This is a genomic window from Lentzea indica, from assembly GCF_012184385.1.
GTDB classification, from domain to species: domain Bacteria; phylum Actinomycetota; class Actinomycetes; order Mycobacteriales; family Pseudonocardiaceae; genus Lentzea; species Lentzea indica.
This window is the reverse complement of the sequence record NZ_VSRL01000222.1, coordinates 1-14833: the sequence shown is the minus strand read 5'-3', so window position 1 is coordinate 14833 and position 14833 is coordinate 1. Positions and strand designations below refer to the sequence as shown.

General features: G+C 68.1%; 19 protein-coding genes. 6 read left to right on the top strand and 13 right to left on the bottom strand.

Features of this window, described 5'->3' with window-relative positions:
* Window positions 1-592: 592 nt before the first annotated feature.
* Window positions 593-784: a helix-hairpin-helix domain-containing protein gene (locus tag FXN61_RS38075; protein WP_167978765.1), complete on the top strand. Its 192-nt coding sequence runs from the start codon at window positions 593-595 to the stop codon at window positions 782-784.
* 9 nt (window positions 785-793) lie between these two features.
* Here the strand turns inward: FXN61_RS38075 and FXN61_RS38070 are convergent, their stop codons facing one another.
* The 12 genes from FXN61_RS38070 to FXN61_RS38015 form a co-directional block, all read right to left on the bottom strand.
* Entirely contained in the window at window positions 794-1657 is an 864-nt protein-coding gene (locus tag FXN61_RS38070) for an aldehyde dehydrogenase family protein (protein WP_167978764.1), read from the bottom strand.
* On the bottom strand, window positions 1650-3077 hold the full coding sequence (locus FXN61_RS38065) for an aldehyde dehydrogenase family protein (protein ID WP_167978763.1): 1428 nt from the start codon (window positions 3075-3077) through the stop codon (window positions 1650-1652). Before FXN61_RS38065 ends, FXN61_RS38070 begins: the two co-directional genes overlap by 8 nt.
* A gap of 4 nt (window positions 3078-3081) precedes the next feature.
* On the bottom strand, window positions 3082-4038 hold the full coding sequence (gene deoC, locus FXN61_RS38060) for a deoxyribose-phosphate aldolase (protein WP_167978762.1): 957 nt from the start codon (window positions 4036-4038) through the stop codon (window positions 3082-3084).
* Between the two features lie 10 nt (window positions 4039-4048).
* Entirely contained in the window at window positions 4049-6211 is a 2163-nt protein-coding gene (locus tag FXN61_RS38055) for a bifunctional polysaccharide deacetylase/glycosyltransferase family 2 protein (RefSeq protein WP_312878317.1), read from the bottom strand.
* Window positions 6208-6600 carry a hypothetical protein gene (locus tag FXN61_RS38050; protein ID WP_167978761.1) on the bottom strand — a complete coding sequence of 131 codons (393 nt, stop codon included), beginning with the start codon at window positions 6598-6600 and terminating at the stop codon, window positions 6208-6210. Before FXN61_RS38050 ends, FXN61_RS38055 begins: the two co-directional genes overlap by 4 nt.
* 97 nt (window positions 6601-6697) lie before the next feature.
* Window positions 6698-7342: a DUF1707 SHOCT-like domain-containing protein gene (locus FXN61_RS38045; protein WP_312878316.1), complete on the bottom strand. Its 645-nt coding sequence runs from the start codon at window positions 7340-7342 to the stop codon at window positions 6698-6700.
* Window positions 7343-7361: 19 nt separating this feature from the next.
* A complete protein-coding gene (locus FXN61_RS38040) occupies window positions 7362-7559 on the bottom strand; it encodes a hypothetical protein (RefSeq protein WP_167978760.1) in 198 nt (65 codons plus the stop codon).
* 101 nt (window positions 7560-7660) lie between these two features.
* Entirely contained in the window at window positions 7661-8422 is a 762-nt protein-coding gene (locus FXN61_RS38035; protein WP_167978759.1) for a hypothetical protein, read from the bottom strand.
* The gene (locus FXN61_RS38030; protein ID WP_167978758.1) at window positions 8422-8901 is read right to left on the bottom strand and encodes a SigE family RNA polymerase sigma factor; all 480 of its coding nucleotides are present in this window, start codon (window positions 8899-8901) and stop codon (window positions 8422-8424) included. The genes FXN61_RS38035 and FXN61_RS38030 overlap by 1 nt, the downstream gene beginning before the upstream one ends.
* Window positions 8894-9256 carry a hypothetical protein gene (locus FXN61_RS38025; protein ID WP_167978757.1) on the bottom strand — a complete coding sequence of 121 codons (363 nt, stop codon included), beginning with the start codon at window positions 9254-9256 and terminating at the stop codon, window positions 8894-8896. The genes FXN61_RS38030 and FXN61_RS38025 overlap by 8 nt, the downstream gene beginning before the upstream one ends.
* A gap of 63 nt (window positions 9257-9319) precedes the next feature.
* Entirely contained in the window at window positions 9320-10312 is a 993-nt protein-coding gene (locus FXN61_RS38020) for a Gfo/Idh/MocA family protein (RefSeq protein ID WP_167978756.1), read from the bottom strand.
* Window positions 10313-10345: 33 nt separating this feature from the next.
* The gene (locus FXN61_RS38015) at window positions 10346-10957 is read right to left on the bottom strand and encodes a maleylpyruvate isomerase N-terminal domain-containing protein (protein WP_167978755.1); all 612 of its coding nucleotides are present in this window, start codon (window positions 10955-10957) and stop codon (window positions 10346-10348) included.
* A 33-nt stretch (window positions 10958-10990) separates the two neighbouring features.
* On the opposite strand from FXN61_RS38015, the gene upp reads away from it, so the two are divergent.
* Entirely contained in the window at window positions 10991-11614 is a 624-nt protein-coding gene (gene upp, locus FXN61_RS38010; protein WP_167978754.1) for a uracil phosphoribosyltransferase, read from the top strand.
* Between the two features lie 95 nt (window positions 11615-11709).
* Entirely contained in the window at window positions 11710-13002 is a 1293-nt protein-coding gene (locus FXN61_RS38005; protein ID WP_167978753.1) for a glycoside hydrolase family 18 protein, read from the top strand.
* 38 nt (window positions 13003-13040) lie between these two features.
* On the opposite strand, the gene FXN61_RS38000 is transcribed toward FXN61_RS38005, so the two are convergent.
* Window positions 13041-13664 (bottom strand): TetR/AcrR family transcriptional regulator, encoded by a 624-nt coding sequence (locus FXN61_RS38000; protein ID WP_167978752.1) that lies wholly within the window; start codon window positions 13662-13664, stop codon window positions 13041-13043.
* A 56-nt stretch (window positions 13665-13720) separates the two neighbouring features.
* Here FXN61_RS38000 and FXN61_RS37995 point away from each other — a divergent pair, with 56 nt between their 5' ends.
* Genes FXN61_RS37995 through FXN61_RS37985 form a run of 3 tightly spaced genes read left to right on the top strand, consistent with a single transcriptional unit; the run spans window position 13721 to window position 14758 of the window.
* Entirely contained in the window at window positions 13721-13927 is a 207-nt protein-coding gene (locus tag FXN61_RS37995) for a YlcI/YnfO family protein (protein ID WP_167978751.1), read from the top strand.
* A 32-nt stretch (window positions 13928-13959) separates the two neighbouring features.
* Window positions 13960-14346 (top strand): type II toxin-antitoxin system death-on-curing family toxin, encoded by a 387-nt coding sequence (locus tag FXN61_RS37990; RefSeq protein ID WP_167978750.1) that lies wholly within the window; start codon window positions 13960-13962, stop codon window positions 14344-14346.
* Window positions 14347-14380: 34 nt separating this feature from the next.
* Window positions 14381-14758, top strand: a complete 378-nt coding sequence (locus tag FXN61_RS37985) for a MerR family transcriptional regulator (RefSeq protein ID WP_167978749.1) — start codon at window positions 14381-14383, stop codon at window positions 14756-14758.
* Window positions 14759-14833 lie beyond the last annotated feature (75 nt).

The following is a 14833-nucleotide window of genomic DNA, read 5'->3' as shown; positions in this document are numbered from 1 at the left end:
GACGTCTCACGAGTGCGCACCGGCACCGCACCCCGCACCATGGCCAGCCTGCGCAACCTCGCCATCAACGCACTACGCCTCGCCGGCCACACCAGCATCGCCACCGGACTCCGCCACACCAGCCGAGACTTCACCCGACCACTCACACTCCTCGGAATCCACCCCTGACCAGCACCGACACGACTTTGCCGGAACCCTGGGGCTCCGCCCCAGACCCCGCCAATCTGATCAAAGACCTGTCCAGCGCCGCCTGCGGGTTGATGGCACGCCGGTTGCTTTTGGCGGCTTGCTGTTGAGTAGGTGGTGCTGTTGGTGTGGGGTGGTCCCGTCACGAGTCGCACTCGAAGGCAGCCACACCCAGGGAGGAGGGTCAAGTCGACGAAAAGCGTGTCGACTTGACCCTCCTCCCTGTGCGCGGCAAAGGCATCGGCACGACTCGTGACGGGACCACCCCACCCGCGTTGTGTGTGAAAGCGTGCTCGGCTGCGCCATCGCGGTCTGCTCGGCTTCGCCTTCGCGGTTGGCTCGGCTTCGCCATCGCGTGCGGTGATTTGGCGTGCCCGCCAGTGCTTGGTGTGGTGGACTCCTGAGTATGTCGGAGTTTCCTCGCACCATTGGGAAGGTCGCGGATCGCGAGTTGACTGCTCACGGGTACACGACGTTCGACTCGCTGACCAAGGTTTCGGCCAAGGAGCTGCTGAAGATCCACGGCGTTGGGCCGAAGGCGATCAGGATCCTCGGGGAGGAGTTGGCGGCGCAGGGCAAGGCCTACGCCGCCGACTAGCTCGCGGGGTTAGACGCCCATCGGGTGCCAGACCGTCTTCGTCTCCAGGTAGGCGCGGATCCGCGACAGGTCTGGGACCTGAGCGAAGTCTTCGCTGGCCTTGTTGCGCAGCACGCGCTTCACCGTTCCGGCGGCACTGCGTTCCAGTTCGGTGCGCAGTGACTCGGGGGCGCCGGTGAGGTCTAGGGCGTTCACGTCGCCGTGCGACGCCAGCCACGGTGCGATCTCTGCGGTGCGGCCGGTGATGATGTTGACTACGCCACCCGGCACGTCCGAGGTCGCTAGAACCTCGGACAGGGTGATCGCGGGCAGTGGGCGGTCCTGCGAGGTGATGACCACGCAGGTGTTGCCGCTGGCGATCACCGGTGCGATCACGGACACCAGGCCCAGCAACGAGGATTGCTGGGGTGCGAGCACGGCCACGACGCCGGTCGGTTCTGGGGTGGAGAAGGAGAAGTACGGGCCTGCTACCGGGTTCGAGGAGCCCAGTACGGCCGTGATCTTGTCCGTCCAGCCCGCGTACCAGACCCAGCGGTCGATCGCGGTGTCCACTAGGGACTGTGCCTTCTTCAGGGGTACGCCTTCGGAGGCTGCCACCTCGGTGATGAACTGCTCGCGGCGGCCCTCCAGGACCTCGGCCACTCGGTACAGGACCTGGCCTCGGTTGTAGGCCGTGGCGCCGGACCAGCTCGCGAAGGCCTTGCGGGCTGCGGCTACGGCGTCGCGGGCGTCCTTGCGGGAGCCTTGGGCCGCGTTCGCGAGGAAGGTGCCCTTTGCGTCGGTCACCGGGTAGCTGCGGCCCGACTCGGAGCGTGGGAAGGCGCCGCCGATGTAGAGCTTGTAGGTCTTTGCGACCGAGATTCGATCAGACATCGAGGTAGGCCTCCAGACCGGTGCGGCCGCCCTCACGACCGAAGCCCGACTCCTGGTATCCGCCGAACGGGGCGGTCGGGTCGAAGCGGTTGAACGTGTTGGACCACACCACTCCGGCGCGCATGCGTTGTGCCATCCAGAGAATGCGTGAGCCCTTTTCCGTCCACACGCCGGCGGACAGGCCGTACGGCGTGTTGTTCGCCTTGGCCACGGCCTCTTCCGGGGTGCGGAAGGTCAGGACGGAGAGGACTGGGCCGAAGATCTCCTCGCGGGCGATTCGCATCGCCTGCGACACGTTGGAGAACACGGTCGGGGCGAAGAAGAAACCCTTGTCCGGCAACGGGCAGGAGGACGTCCAGCGCTGCGCGCCCTCGGCTTCGCCCGACTCGGTCAGCTCCTTGATCTTGGTGAGCTGCTCGCGCGAGTTGATCGCGCCGACGTCGGTGTTCTTGTCCAGCGGGTCGCCCACGCGCAGGGTGCTGACTCGTGCGTGCAGCTTCTCCAGCAGTTCGTCGGCGATGGATTCCTGCACCAGCAAACGGCTTCCTGCGCAGCAGACGTGGCCCTGGTTGAAGAAGATGCCGTTGACGATGCCTTCGACGGCCTGGTCGAGCGGGGCGTCGTCGAACACGACGTTCGCCGCCTTGCCGCCCAGTTCCAGCGTGAGCTTCTTCGACGTGCCCGCGAGCTGGCGCTGAATGATCTTGCCGACCTCGGTCGAGCCGGTGAACGCCACCTTGTTGACGTCGCCGTGCTCGACGAGCGTGGCACCCACGTCACCGGCGCCGGGGATGATGTTCACGACGCCCGGTGGCAGGTCGCACTGCTGGATGATGTCGGCCAGCACCAGTGCGGTCAGCGGCGTGGTCTCGGCCGGCTTCAGCACGACGGTGTTGCCGCACGCCAGTGCGGGCGCGATCTTCCACGCGGCCATCAGCAGCGGGAAGTTCCACGGGATCACCTGTCCCGCGACGCCGAGCGGCTTCGGGTCGGGGCCGTAACCCGCGTAGGAGAGCTTGTCTGCCCAGCCCGCGTGGTAGAAGAAGTGTGCGGCGGCCGTCGGTACGTCGACGTCGCGCGACTCCTTGATCGGCTTGCCGTTGTCGAGCGACTCCAGCACGGCGAGCTCGCGCCCGCGCTCCTGGATCTGCCGCGCGATGCGGTAGATGTACTTGGCCCGCTCGGAGCCGGGCATCTTCGACCACACGCGGTCGTAGGCCTTGCGCGCCGCCTTGACGGCGGTGTCCACATCGGACTGGCTGGCCGTCGAGACCTCCGCGAGCACCTCTTCGGTGGCCGGGTTGATGGTCTTGAGCGGCTCACCGGTGCCCTCGACGAACTTGCCGTCGACGAACATCCGGTAGTTCGGCTTGAGGTTCGCGATGTCCCGCGACTCTGGCGCGGGGGCGTATTCCCACATGTCTTCAGTCCACCGTCACGTAGTCCGGGCCGCTGTAGTGGCCGTCCAACTGGGTCCGCCGCTGCATGAGCAGGTCGTTCAGCAACGTCGACGCGCCGAACCGGAAGAGGTGCGGGTCGAGCCACTCCGGCCCGGCCACCTCGTGCACGGCCACCAGGTACTTGATCGCGTCCTTGGTGTTGCGGATGCCACCGGCGGGCTTGACCCCGCGCAGCTCACCCGTCTGCGTCTTCCAGTCCCTGACCGCCTGCAGCATCACGTGCGTCACCGGCAACGTCGCCGCCGGCTGCACCTTGCCGGTCGAGGTCTTGATGAAGTCGCCGCCGGCCAGGAGCGCGAGCCACGACGCGCGGCGCACGTTGTCGTACGTCACGAGCTCGCCGGTCTCGAGGATGACCTTGAGGTGCGCGTTCCCGCACGCCTCCTTGATCTTGACGATCTCCTCGAACACCTGCCCGTACCGGCCGGAGAGGAACGCGCCGCGGTCGATCACCATGTCGACCTCGGCTGCGCCCTGCTCGACGGCGAACCTGGTGTCGGCCAGCTTGATGTCCATCGTGCTGCGCCCACTGGGAAACGCCGTCGCGACGCTGGCGACGTTGATGCCGGTGCCCTTGAGCTCATCGGCCGCCGTCTTGACCATGTCCGGGTACACGCACACGGCCGCGACCTGCGGTACGTCCGGCCGCTCGGGGTCGGGCCGCTTCGCCTTGGCGGCCAGGCCGCGCACCTTGCCGTGCGTGTCAGCGCCTTCCAGCGTGGTCAGGTCGACCATGCTGATCGCCAGGTCGATGGCGTGCAGCTTGGAGGCCTTCTTGATGCTCCGCGTGCCGAGGCCCGCGGCTCGTTGCTCGACGCCGACCTGGTCGACGCCGGGGAGCCCGTGGAGGAACCGCCGCAGCGACGATTCGTCGCGCACGGCGTCAGCCAGGGCCGACGGCAATGTCGTTGGAGCAGCCATGCCTGCGAGTCTAAGCGGAATGGGACGCCCGTCCTAAGTGAGGCGATCTGCGCAGGTCAGCCCGGTTGAGCGGCACCGTTCGCTCGTCGATCTCCGGTGCGTTCTGCGCGGCACTGCCGGTCCGCTTGAGCTTCTGCCAAGGCAGCACGGCCCCGGCCAGTGCGGTGATCACCGACTGGATGACGACCAGGTACATGAGCTGCCGGTAGACGATCGGTTGCAGCGCGACGGCCCACAGCGGCCGCAGCCGTTCGCCGTCGAGCCGGAACGCGATCACGGCGGGGATCAGCTGCAGCGCCAGGAACCCGAGCCAGGCGAGCGCGCCCGCGGCCGGGTCGGTCCACAGGCTCAGCACCGCGAACACGTCGATCGCGGGCGCCAGCACCGGCAGCGCCACCTGGTACAGGAAGAGGTACGGCAGCGCGCGGCGGCCGAGCTTGCCGCCCATGCCGCGTTCGAAGATCGCGCCGCGGTGCTTCCACATCGCCTGCAACGTGCCGTAGCACCAGCGATAACGCTGCCGCCACAGCTGGCCGAGGCTCGCGGGAGCCTCGGTCCACGCCCGCGCGGACTCCTGGTAGACCACCGACCAGCCGGCCCGTTCCAGCGCCATCGTGAGGTCGGTGTCCTCCGCCAGCGTGTCCTCGGGGACGCCGCCGACCTCGCGCAGTGCGCTGACCCGGAAGCCGCCGACAGCGCCCGGCACCGTCGGCATGCACTGCATGACGTCGTACATCCGCCGGTCGAGGTTGAAGCCGATCACGTACTCGATGTGCTGCCAGCGGCCGAGCAGCCCGGACCTGTTGCCCACCTTGGCGTTGCCCGACACCGCGCCCACCTCGTGGTCGGCGAAGGGCTGCACGAGGTTGGCGACGGTGTCCGGTTCCAGCACGGTGTCGCCGTCGACCATCACGACCAGCTCGGTGCGGGTGTGCCGCAGTCCGGTGTTCAGCGCCGCGGCCTTGCCCGCGTTCCGCTGGCGCACCAGGGAGACGTTGGGCAGGTGCAGGCTCTTGACCACCTCGGACGTGCGGTCGGTCGAGCCGTCGTCGATCACGATCACGTGCACCGGGAAGGTGCTGGCGAGGATCGTGCGGACGGTCGCCTCGATCCCCGCTTCCTCGTTGTAGGCGGGCACGAGCACCGTCACCATCTGCGACTCCAGCCGCGGCGCGTGCTTACCCGGCTTGCGCCGTGCGTGGATCGCGGTCGTCACCAGCAGCACCGCGGCGCGAGCGAGCGCCAGCACGCTGGAGATCACGACGAGCCACGTCAGCAGCTCCGTGACGAACCGCGAGAACCGCACGGCCAGCGACACCGCGGTGCCCTCCGCACGCTCCGCGGCCGTGGCCGGTCGAGCGGCCTGCTGCACGCCGAAGGCGTCGCTCGTGGTCTTGAACGCGAACCCGCGCTCCTTCAGGCTCGGGATCAGCTTCTCCAGCGCCGCAACGGTTTGCGACCGGTCGCCACCGCCGTCGTGCATCAGCACGACAGCGCCCTTGGTGTCCTTCGGCGTGGAGTTCGCGAGGACGGCGTCGGCGCCGGGCGTGCGCCAGTCCTCGCTGTCGAGATCGGAGAGCAGCACGAGGTTGCCCGCAGCCGTGATCCGCTCGATGCCGACCAGGTCCTCGTTGTCGACCGCGTCCGGCCGGTTCGAGTACGGCGGCCGCACGAGCTGGCTGGACTTCCCGGTACCGCTGGCCACGACGAGCCCGGTCTGACCGAGCTCGATCCTGGTGCGGGTCTCACCGACCTTGCCCAGGTCGACGTGGGTGAAGGTGTGCAGCCCCACCTCGTGGCCCTCGGCGTCGACGCGTTCCAGCACGTCCGGGTGCTGCGCCGCGGCCGCGCCGGTGACGAAGAACGTGGCCTTGACCTCGTTGCGCCGCAGCACGTCGAGGATCTTCGGCGTCCACTCGGGGTCGGGGCCGTCGTCGAACGTCAGCACGACCGTGCGGTCCGGCGTCGTGCGCGAGCTGAGCCCCGACCCGGTGTCGCCGATCAGCGGACCGCCCTGGTGCACGGACTCCGGCACCGTGTTCGCGGGCCCCGCCGTCGGCGCGGCGCCCTGGCCCACACGCCCGACCACGAACGTGTCCAGCAGCAACGCGCCGAGCAGCACCACCATGCCCAACGCCAGCAGCGCCCAGTGAGCGCGCGGCTGAGGTCTCACGGCTTGCCCTGACCGGGGTCGCTCGGCCGGTTCGACGCACCCGGTGGATCGGTGCGCTTGTTGCCGTTCTCGGTCGTGGTCGTGGTGGTGGTCGTCACCGGAGGTGCCGACGTGGTGACCGGTGGTGTGGTGGTGGTTTCGTTGCGTGGCAACGATGTTGCTTCGGGTGACGAAGCCGGGGTGCTCGTCGTCGTGGTGATGGCGGGCTCTGCTGCCTCGGGGATCGGCAACAGCGTCGTCGGGTTCACCGGGCCGCCGGCGAGCGCGATCACCAGAAGCACCAGGTAGGCCACCACACCAACGGCGACAGTGCCGATGGCGATGCGCATCACCTTGCGGCGGCGGCCGCTCGGATCAACGAACACGGGTCTGTCAGAGGGAGTCGTCATGACCTTCACGGGGGGACGGCATGCGGTCGCAGGAGGGTAACCGCATGCCGCGCCCAGCGGAAGTCGTTCTTGGGCGAGGAGCTCCGGCCGATCTGGGTCAGTCGAGGAGTTCCCGCAGGATGCTGGACTTCTTCCGCTTCGGCCCCTTGACCTCCACGCCGCCCATGATGGCGAGGCCGGTGATCCGCACGGTCGGCGCACCGGGAATGTGCCTGCGTCCTGGCGCGCGGTCCTCGAAGGCCCCCATGAACCCGAACCCGTCGACCTTCACGTTGATGTCGTCGGGCACCCGGATCTCGACGCCACCCCAGAACGCGAACACGCTGATGGTGACCTCGGACTCGGCGTAGCTCGCGTGGGTCAGGTCGAGCTCGATGCCGCCCATGACCGCGACGGCGTTGTGCATGCGCGGGACGACCCAGTGGCCCTTGCGGTTGACGCCCGACCAGAAGGCGACGGACACCGCGCTGCCCGGCTCGCCGCCGACGCGGTTGTCGACGGCCGATTGGTACTGGGGCACCGCCGGGTTGTGCGGCAGGCCGCTCAGCACCAGGTCCGCGGTGATGGGAACGAGTTCGCCGTAGGTCTTCGCGGCGTAGACCGCCGCGAGCCGTTCGTCCAGCTCGTGGATGTCGAGACGGCCCTCGGCGGTCGCCTTGTGCAGCACCTGCGCGATCCGTTCCCGGTCAGCGTCCGAGGCGCGCATGTGACTCTGGTCAGCTGGTACCAGCTCGTCGCTCACTCGAACGAGTGTAGGACTCTCACTTCCGGTTCGGTGCGTACTTGACGGTGATCGCGAAGGCCAGCACCGGTACTGCGGCGAGGGCCGAAGCGAGCGCCGGGCTGTAGCTCCACATCAGGGGCAGCACGCCGATCAACACCGCCAGTGACGCCGATACACCCAATATGACCAGCGGTGATTCACACAACTGCTGGACGGGCTTCTGCTCGATCGTCACGTTCGCACCTCCACGTCTCAACTGGCTACGAGACACTTCGGAGCTGCTCTGTCGATTCTTTACTCCCGGATCGGGTTGTGCCGTCACTGAATCGGGTGGTGTCAGCGGAACGGGTTGGTGACCGGAGGGTCGGCCGGCCGCACCGACTTCTCCAGCGCCTCCAGCTCCGCCTGAGGTGCTTCGCCCTGCGCCAGGCCGACGCCGGCACGCAGCGCGAGGCGGACGCCGTTGGTGAACACCAACTCGATGTCGCCGCCGGTGTCGCGGACACCGTCCAACGTCCACGAGGTCTGCACGGTGTACGGGAACTTGATCTGGATGCGCTCGTCGAACCGCACGCTCTGCGCCACCCGGTGCGCACGCTCCCGATCGTCCGGGAAGCCCTGCACCTGCACGAACGCCCATGCGCCCCGCGCCCATTCGACGGCCACGAAGGTGCCCGTCCAGAGCGCGCGCTTGCCGTTGACGTCCGGCATCGGCTCGCCTGATGGCGCGCCCACCGTCCCGGCCGCCTGCACCAGGACGCTGGCGGACTGGTCGCCGTTCTTCTCGGGCCGCAGCATGATCGACTGCTTTTCCCGCCCCGTGAAGTAGATCTCCGGCCGGAACCCGCCGGCCGAACCCGCGCTGATGGTGCGCACCAACGGGTCGAACTTCCCCACGGCGACGGGATCGGAGACCGGGCGGACCAGCAGCGGCAGCACGCCGGCCACGATCAGCACGAACACACCGACAGCCGCCACTCGCAACGTCCTGGTGCGCTTGCCCGACTGAATCGCCCGCGTCACGCTGACACCGTCGGAAGCGGGCACGTCGATGGTCCGCAACGGCCCGAGCAGCCGTGCACCGTCCTCTTCGGACATCACTGAGTCACTCCCAACTGTGTGCGCAGGGCCGTGAGCCCGGCCGAGGTCTGGCTCTTCACGGTGCCTTCCGAGCACCGCAGAGCCTTCGCGACCTCGGCCACCGGCAGGTCGAACAGGAACCGCAGGACGAGCACCGCCCGCTGGCCGGGCGGCACCCGCATCAGCGCGACCCTGACCTCCTCGCGGGTCTCGAAGTCCGGGTTGGTGACCACCTGCAACTCGTCCACGCGATCGAAGAGGCGCACCCGGCTCCACGGCCGTCTGCGTTCGTTGAGGAACGTGCGGACCAGGATCGCCCGCACGTACGCGTCGAGGTTGTCGGCGGCCCTGGCCTTCCGCCAGCTCGTGTACAGCCGCGTGATCGCGACCTGCACGACGTCGTCAGCGCTGTGCACGTCACCGCAGAGCAGGTAGGCCGTGCGCCGCAGCCACGGCAGCGCCGCCGTGACGTACTCGGTGTAATCCTTGTCAGCCAACGACTTCCTGCTTCCGGAAGTAGGCCCGCGCCCCTTGCGGCACCCAGAGCAGCCAGCCGACGACCAGCGACACCGCCCACCCGCCGACCGGTGTCGCCCACGCCTCCGGATAGGCGAAGAGCACGAAGAACCGGCCCGCGAACTGGCCGAGCAGCAACACGCTGATCGTGATCCTGGCCCAGTTCCTCCCGTCCAGCACGGCCAGAGCGAGCCAGGTGTAGAGCACGAAACTGATCGGGTGGTAGATCGCGCCAGGTGAGAGCTTTCCACCCAGCACGTCCTGCAACCCGATCGTGAAGTGGTTGAACGCGTGCACGCCGATGCCAACGACCGCGACCAGTACTGCCCGGTTCATGACGCTCCCCCTTCTGTCGCACTCAAGACACGGCGCGAGGGAGGGCGGGTTGGGTGACTCAGGTCACACGGTCGGCTGGCGCAGCGGCAGTCCGGCCGCCCGGTAGATCGAGTCGATCACCGTCATGTTCTTCACCGCGTCGTCGGCGGTCGTCGGGAACGGCTTGCCGTGCAGCACCGCGTCGGTGAACGCGTCCAGCTGGTAGGCGTAGGTCGCGCGCCGCCCGAACGTCTCCGACGAGCTCCTGTTCTTGAGCCGCAACGACAACCGGTGGAACGTCTGCGGCCCGAGCGGGTTGAAGACGCTCAGGGTGCCGTTCTCGCCGATGGCCTTCATCGACAGCTTCAACACCGTCGACGACCACAGCGACGTGTGCACGGAACCCGTGTGACCGGATGGAAAACGCAACGAGGCGCGCATCGCCCTGTCGATGGATGGCCCGCGCAGCAACGCCCGCGCCGACCGCACCTCGGGTTCCTCGCCGCCGAGCAGGCGCGCCATGTGCACGGCGTAGCAGCCCGCGTCCATCATCGCGCCGCCCGCGAGCGAGTAGTCGTAGCGGATGTTGGAGAACATCGGCAGCGGGAAGCAGACGGAGGCTTCGACATGCCGCAGCGGGCCCAGCACGCCGGACCGCATGATCTCGTCGACGCGAACGGCCAGCGGGTGGTAGCGGTAGTGGAACGCCTCCATCACCACCAGGCCGGAAGCGTTCGCGGCCGCGGCAACGGAAGCGGCTTCGGAAGCGTTCGCGGTGAACGGCTTCTCGCACAGCACGTGCTTGCCGGCCTCCAGTGCGGCCAGCGTCCACTTGCCGTGCAGGCCGTTCGGCAACGGGTTGTAGACGGCGTCCACCGCGGGGTCCGCGAGCAGCTCTTCGTAGGAGCCGTGCACGCGCGGAATGCCGTGCTTGTCGGCGAAAGCCTGCGCTCGGCCGGCGGATCGCGCTGCTATCGCCACGACTTCGGCGACGGTCGAGGAGCGGGCGGGACGGATGACAGCTGGCGGCGCGATCATGGCCGCGCCGAGCACTCCGATGCGCACGTGGTCTGTCACCCGGCCGACCCTACACCTGGCAGTTAACGCCGTTCACTCCACCAGATCGGTGTCCCTGGGCGGGAAGAACGAGATCTTCTCGATCGGCGCGGGGCCGGACCAGCTCCACGACTCCATCTGGCGGCGCGAGCGCCTGCCGAAGAACGCCCGCCACAGCTCGTAGCCGTCGACCTCCAGCGTGATGGGACCGTCGCCGAACTCGCCGAAGTCCGTCTTCGCCGTCACCTCCGGCAGGCGGCGCACGGCCGTCCACGTCAGCGTGGGCTGCCACACCGCGTCCGGGAGGCGTTCGCGGCCGAGCACTCCGCGCAGGTCGGCCTCGTGCGTGATCACATCCATGGCCAGCTGGAAGGGGATTCGCTCCAGTTCGTCGACGCGGGCGCCGTCGGCGTTCCACTGCTCCAGGAGCTCGATGACGGGCACGTTCTCGCGTTCGGCGACGTGGCGCGCGGTCCACTCCTGTGACGGCGCGCCTTCCATCCGTCCCGTCGTGAAATCCGACGCCGCGCCCGCGAGGTGCGCGATCAGCTGGTGCACGGTCCACTCAGGACAGGCGGGCACCGTCCTGGCCAGATCTTCCGCGCTCAGCCCCATCGCGAGCCCCACCGTGCGCTGACGGGACTCCCGGTAGATCTCTTCGAACACCCCTAGCTCCTCCCAGCGGTTACGGTGTCGGGCATGGACGTCCTCGTCGTCGATCATCCACTCGCCAAGGCGCGACTCACAACCATGCGCGACGCGCGCACGGACAACGCGGCGTTCCGCGCGGCGTTGCAGGAACTCACCGTCATGCTGGTCTACGAGGCCATGCGTGAAGCACCGCTGACGGAAGAGCGCACGCACACGCCGGTCGCGCGCACCACGGGGTACAAGCTTGCGAACCCGCCCTTGCTCGTTCCGGTGCTGCGGGCCGGTCTGGGCATGGCCGACCAGGCGCACAAGCTGATCCCGGACGCCCAGATGGGGTTCGTGGGGCTCGCGCGTGACGAGGAGACGCTGCAGCCGACGCCCTACATGGAGTCGCTGCCGGAAGACCTCGCAGGACGTCCGGTGCTCGTGCTCGACCCGATGCTCGCGACCGGCGGCTCCATGGCGTACACGATCCGGCTGCTGACCCAGCGCGGCGCGACCGACGTGACGGCCGTGTGCGTGCTCGCGGCGCCCGAGGGCATCAACCATCTCGAGGACTCCAAGCTGCCGGTGCGTCTCATCACGGCCTCGGTGGACGAGCGGTTGAACGATTCCGGCTTCATCGTCCCTGGTCTGGGCGATGCCGGTGACCGTCTGTACGGGGCGGTTTAGGACATACCTCCGATCGGACGTAGCAGTGGTCTAGACCTCAGGCCTATCGTGCTCTGGACCACACCGCCGCTGCCGCGATCCGAATAGGGAGTCACATGTCCAGACGGAGATGGGGTGTCGCCGCGCTCGCGGTCGGCGCCCTGTCAGCGTCGCTGGCCGTTGCGCCTGCGAACGCCGATGTCGAGACCAATGGGCACCACGGTTATTCGAAGACCCGCACCGTTGGGTACTTCATCCAGTGGGGCGTGTACGGCCGGAACTTCCGGGTCAAGAACCTCGTCGACAGCGGGGCCGCCGCGCGGCTCACGCACCTCAACTACGCGTTCGGGTTCCTCGACGAGTCGGGCAAGTGCATCAGCGCCGACCCGTGGGCCGACTGGCAGATGCCTTACACCGCGGAGCAGTCCGTGAGCGGCAAGGCCGACGAGGCCGGCCAGGCGCTCATGGGCAACCTGAACCAGCTCAAGCAGCTCAAGGCCAAGTACCCGAAGCTGAGGGTCAACATCTCGCTGGGTGGCTGGACGGGCTCGCGCTACTTCTCCAACGCCGCGCTGACTCCCGAGTCCCGCGCCGCGCACGTCAAGTCGTGCACCGACATGTGGATCAAGGGCAACCTGCCGGGTCTGCCGGAGGGCGCCGCGAAGGGCGTCTTCGACGGCGTCGACCTCGACTGGGAGTGGCCGGCGAGCCCCGGCAACCCCGAGCCGCCGAACGTCATCCGCGACGCCGACCGCGAGAACTTCACGCTGCTGCTCGCCGAGTACCGCAAGCAGATGGGCTGGAACCGCGACCTGACGGCGTTCCTGCCGGCCGACCCGAAGCAGGTCGACAAGGGCTTCGAGGTCGCAAAGGTGTTCTGCTACCTCACCTTCGGCACGCTGCAGGGCTACGACTACCACGGTGCGTGGGAGCCGGAGGCGAACCAGCAGTCCGCGCTGCGCACGCCCAAGGGTGATCCGTCGGAGTTCGCGTTCAGCTCCGAGGTGACGGTCAACGCGTGGCTCTCGCGCGGTGCTCCGCGTTCGAAGGCGGTGCTCGGCGTTCCGTTCTACGGCCGCGGCTGGACCGGTGTCGCACCCGGCACGCGCGACGGCCTGTTCGGCGTGGGCACGCCCGCGCCGGCGACGTACGAGGCGGGCTACGAGGACTTCCACGCCATCAAGACCAAGCTCGCCGACCCGAAGTACAAGATCTACCGCGACGAGCGCGCCGGGTTCGCGTGGATCTACGACGGCACGACGTGGTGGACCTACGACGACGCGACCGAGATGAAGCGCAAGGCTCGCTTCATCAACAGCCGCAGGCTCGGTGGCGCGATGATCTGGTCGCTCGACGGTGACACCGCCGACGGCGAACTGATCAAGGCGCTGGACGGCGCCCTGAAGTGAGGCCGCACAACGAAGACGGACTGTCCTAACCGGACAGTTCAGCGGGTCCGGGGAGGTTTCGCGGCGGCCGCCTCCCCGGATTCCGCCAGCCAACCCCTGCCGTGCGCGCGCAACGCCAGCTCGTAGGTGGCGGCGGCATCGACGCCGGGCGGCAGGTTTCCGTTGAGCTCCAGGCTCACCAGGCCGTGCGCGATGCCCCACATCGACATCGCGATCTGCTCGGGATCCTCCGCGCGGTAGACGCCCTGCTCGACCGCGCGCCGCACCCCGTTGATCACCGGCGCGAACGTCCTTCCCGCCGCGCGGCTCATCTCCTTCGTCGGTCCGACGACCTTCGAGTAGAGCACCGAGTAGAACTGCGGGTCCTCCAGAGCGCTGCGCCGGTACGCGAGCCCGATCTGGACCAGGTCCTCCGCTGGGTCGCCGGTGACCGGCACGGCCGCAAGGTGCGCCCCGAACCGGTTGAAGGCCTCGTCGTAGAGCGCTTCGAGCAACGCAGGTTTTCCGCCGAAGAGGGAATAGACCGCCGTCGTGGAGGTGTTGACGTCGGTGGCGATCTTGCGCAGGCTCACCGCGGCGGGGCCCTCGGTGCTGAGCAGCTCGCCCGCCCGCTCGAGCAGACGCCGTCGCAGAGCGTCGTCGTGGGTCTTGGGCCTGGGCATCACGCAATCCTAACGGCCACTGGTCTGTGTGGTATCAGATTGGTACCGTCCCCTGCATGGCGATGACCTTGCGGTTGACCGAAGAGGAGAACCTGCGGCTCGCTCAACTGGCGCAGGCCGAGGGTCGCTCCAAGCAGGAGGTCGTGCGGCTGGCGATCGCGGACCGCTACCAGCGCATGCAGCAGGAGGAGAAGCTCGGCGAGGTGCTTGGGCGAGTCCTGCCCAAGTACCGAGGTCTTTTGGATAGGCTCGGATCTTCCTGAAACTGTCAGACCTCTCTGATCAACTGGGTGCCGTGATCTCCTACCTCGACGCCGGGGACCTCTTAGTGCTGGCCACAGCCGTGACCGGCGGCGATCTCGTCGTCAGGGACATCGGCCTGCTGGACACCGCGGCCTACCGTCCCCGCGCCACCGTGCTCGGCGTGGAGGCTTACGACACGCTGTGGTTGAAGTCCTCCGCCCTGCTCGACTCGATCGTGAGAACCCGCCCCCTGGTCGAGGGAAACTGGCGGCTCGGCTGGGTCGCTGCCGTCACGATGTGCGACATCAACGGCTACTGGATCGACGCCGACGAGGACGATGCGTTGGACCTCGTGCGCTCCCTCGGCCGCGACAAGATCGACGTGCCCGACATGGCCGGTCATCTCGAAGCGTGGGGACTTCCCAAGGATTCCGCTTGACCTAGAGCGCGCTCTAGGTCATAGCGTCGAACTCGTGAGTTACTCGATAGCCCAAGCCGCGCAGCGCAGTGGGTTGTCCATCGACACCTTGCGCTACTACGAACGAATCGGGCTCGTCGACCCGCCCGCGCGAGACTCGGGTGGGCGTCGCAGCTACTCGGAGGAAGACCTGGGGTGGCTGGCCTTCGTGACGCGCCTGCGCACGACCGGCATGCCGATCCGCATGATGCGCGAGTTCGCGCAGCTCAGGCACAGGGGCGACCTGACGGCAGGTCGCCGCAAGCAGATCCTCGTCGAGCACCGCAACGACGTCCGCGCCCGCATAGCGGAGCTGCAGACGTGCCTGGAAGTGCTGGACTACAAGATCGACCACTACGCGGTGGTCGAGCGGGACTTGGAGGCGACGGCGTGAGCCGTTTGTTGGGTGAGCTGGAGGTCGGGCCGCAGGGGCTCGGCTGCATGGGAATGTCGGAGTTCTACGGCGTCG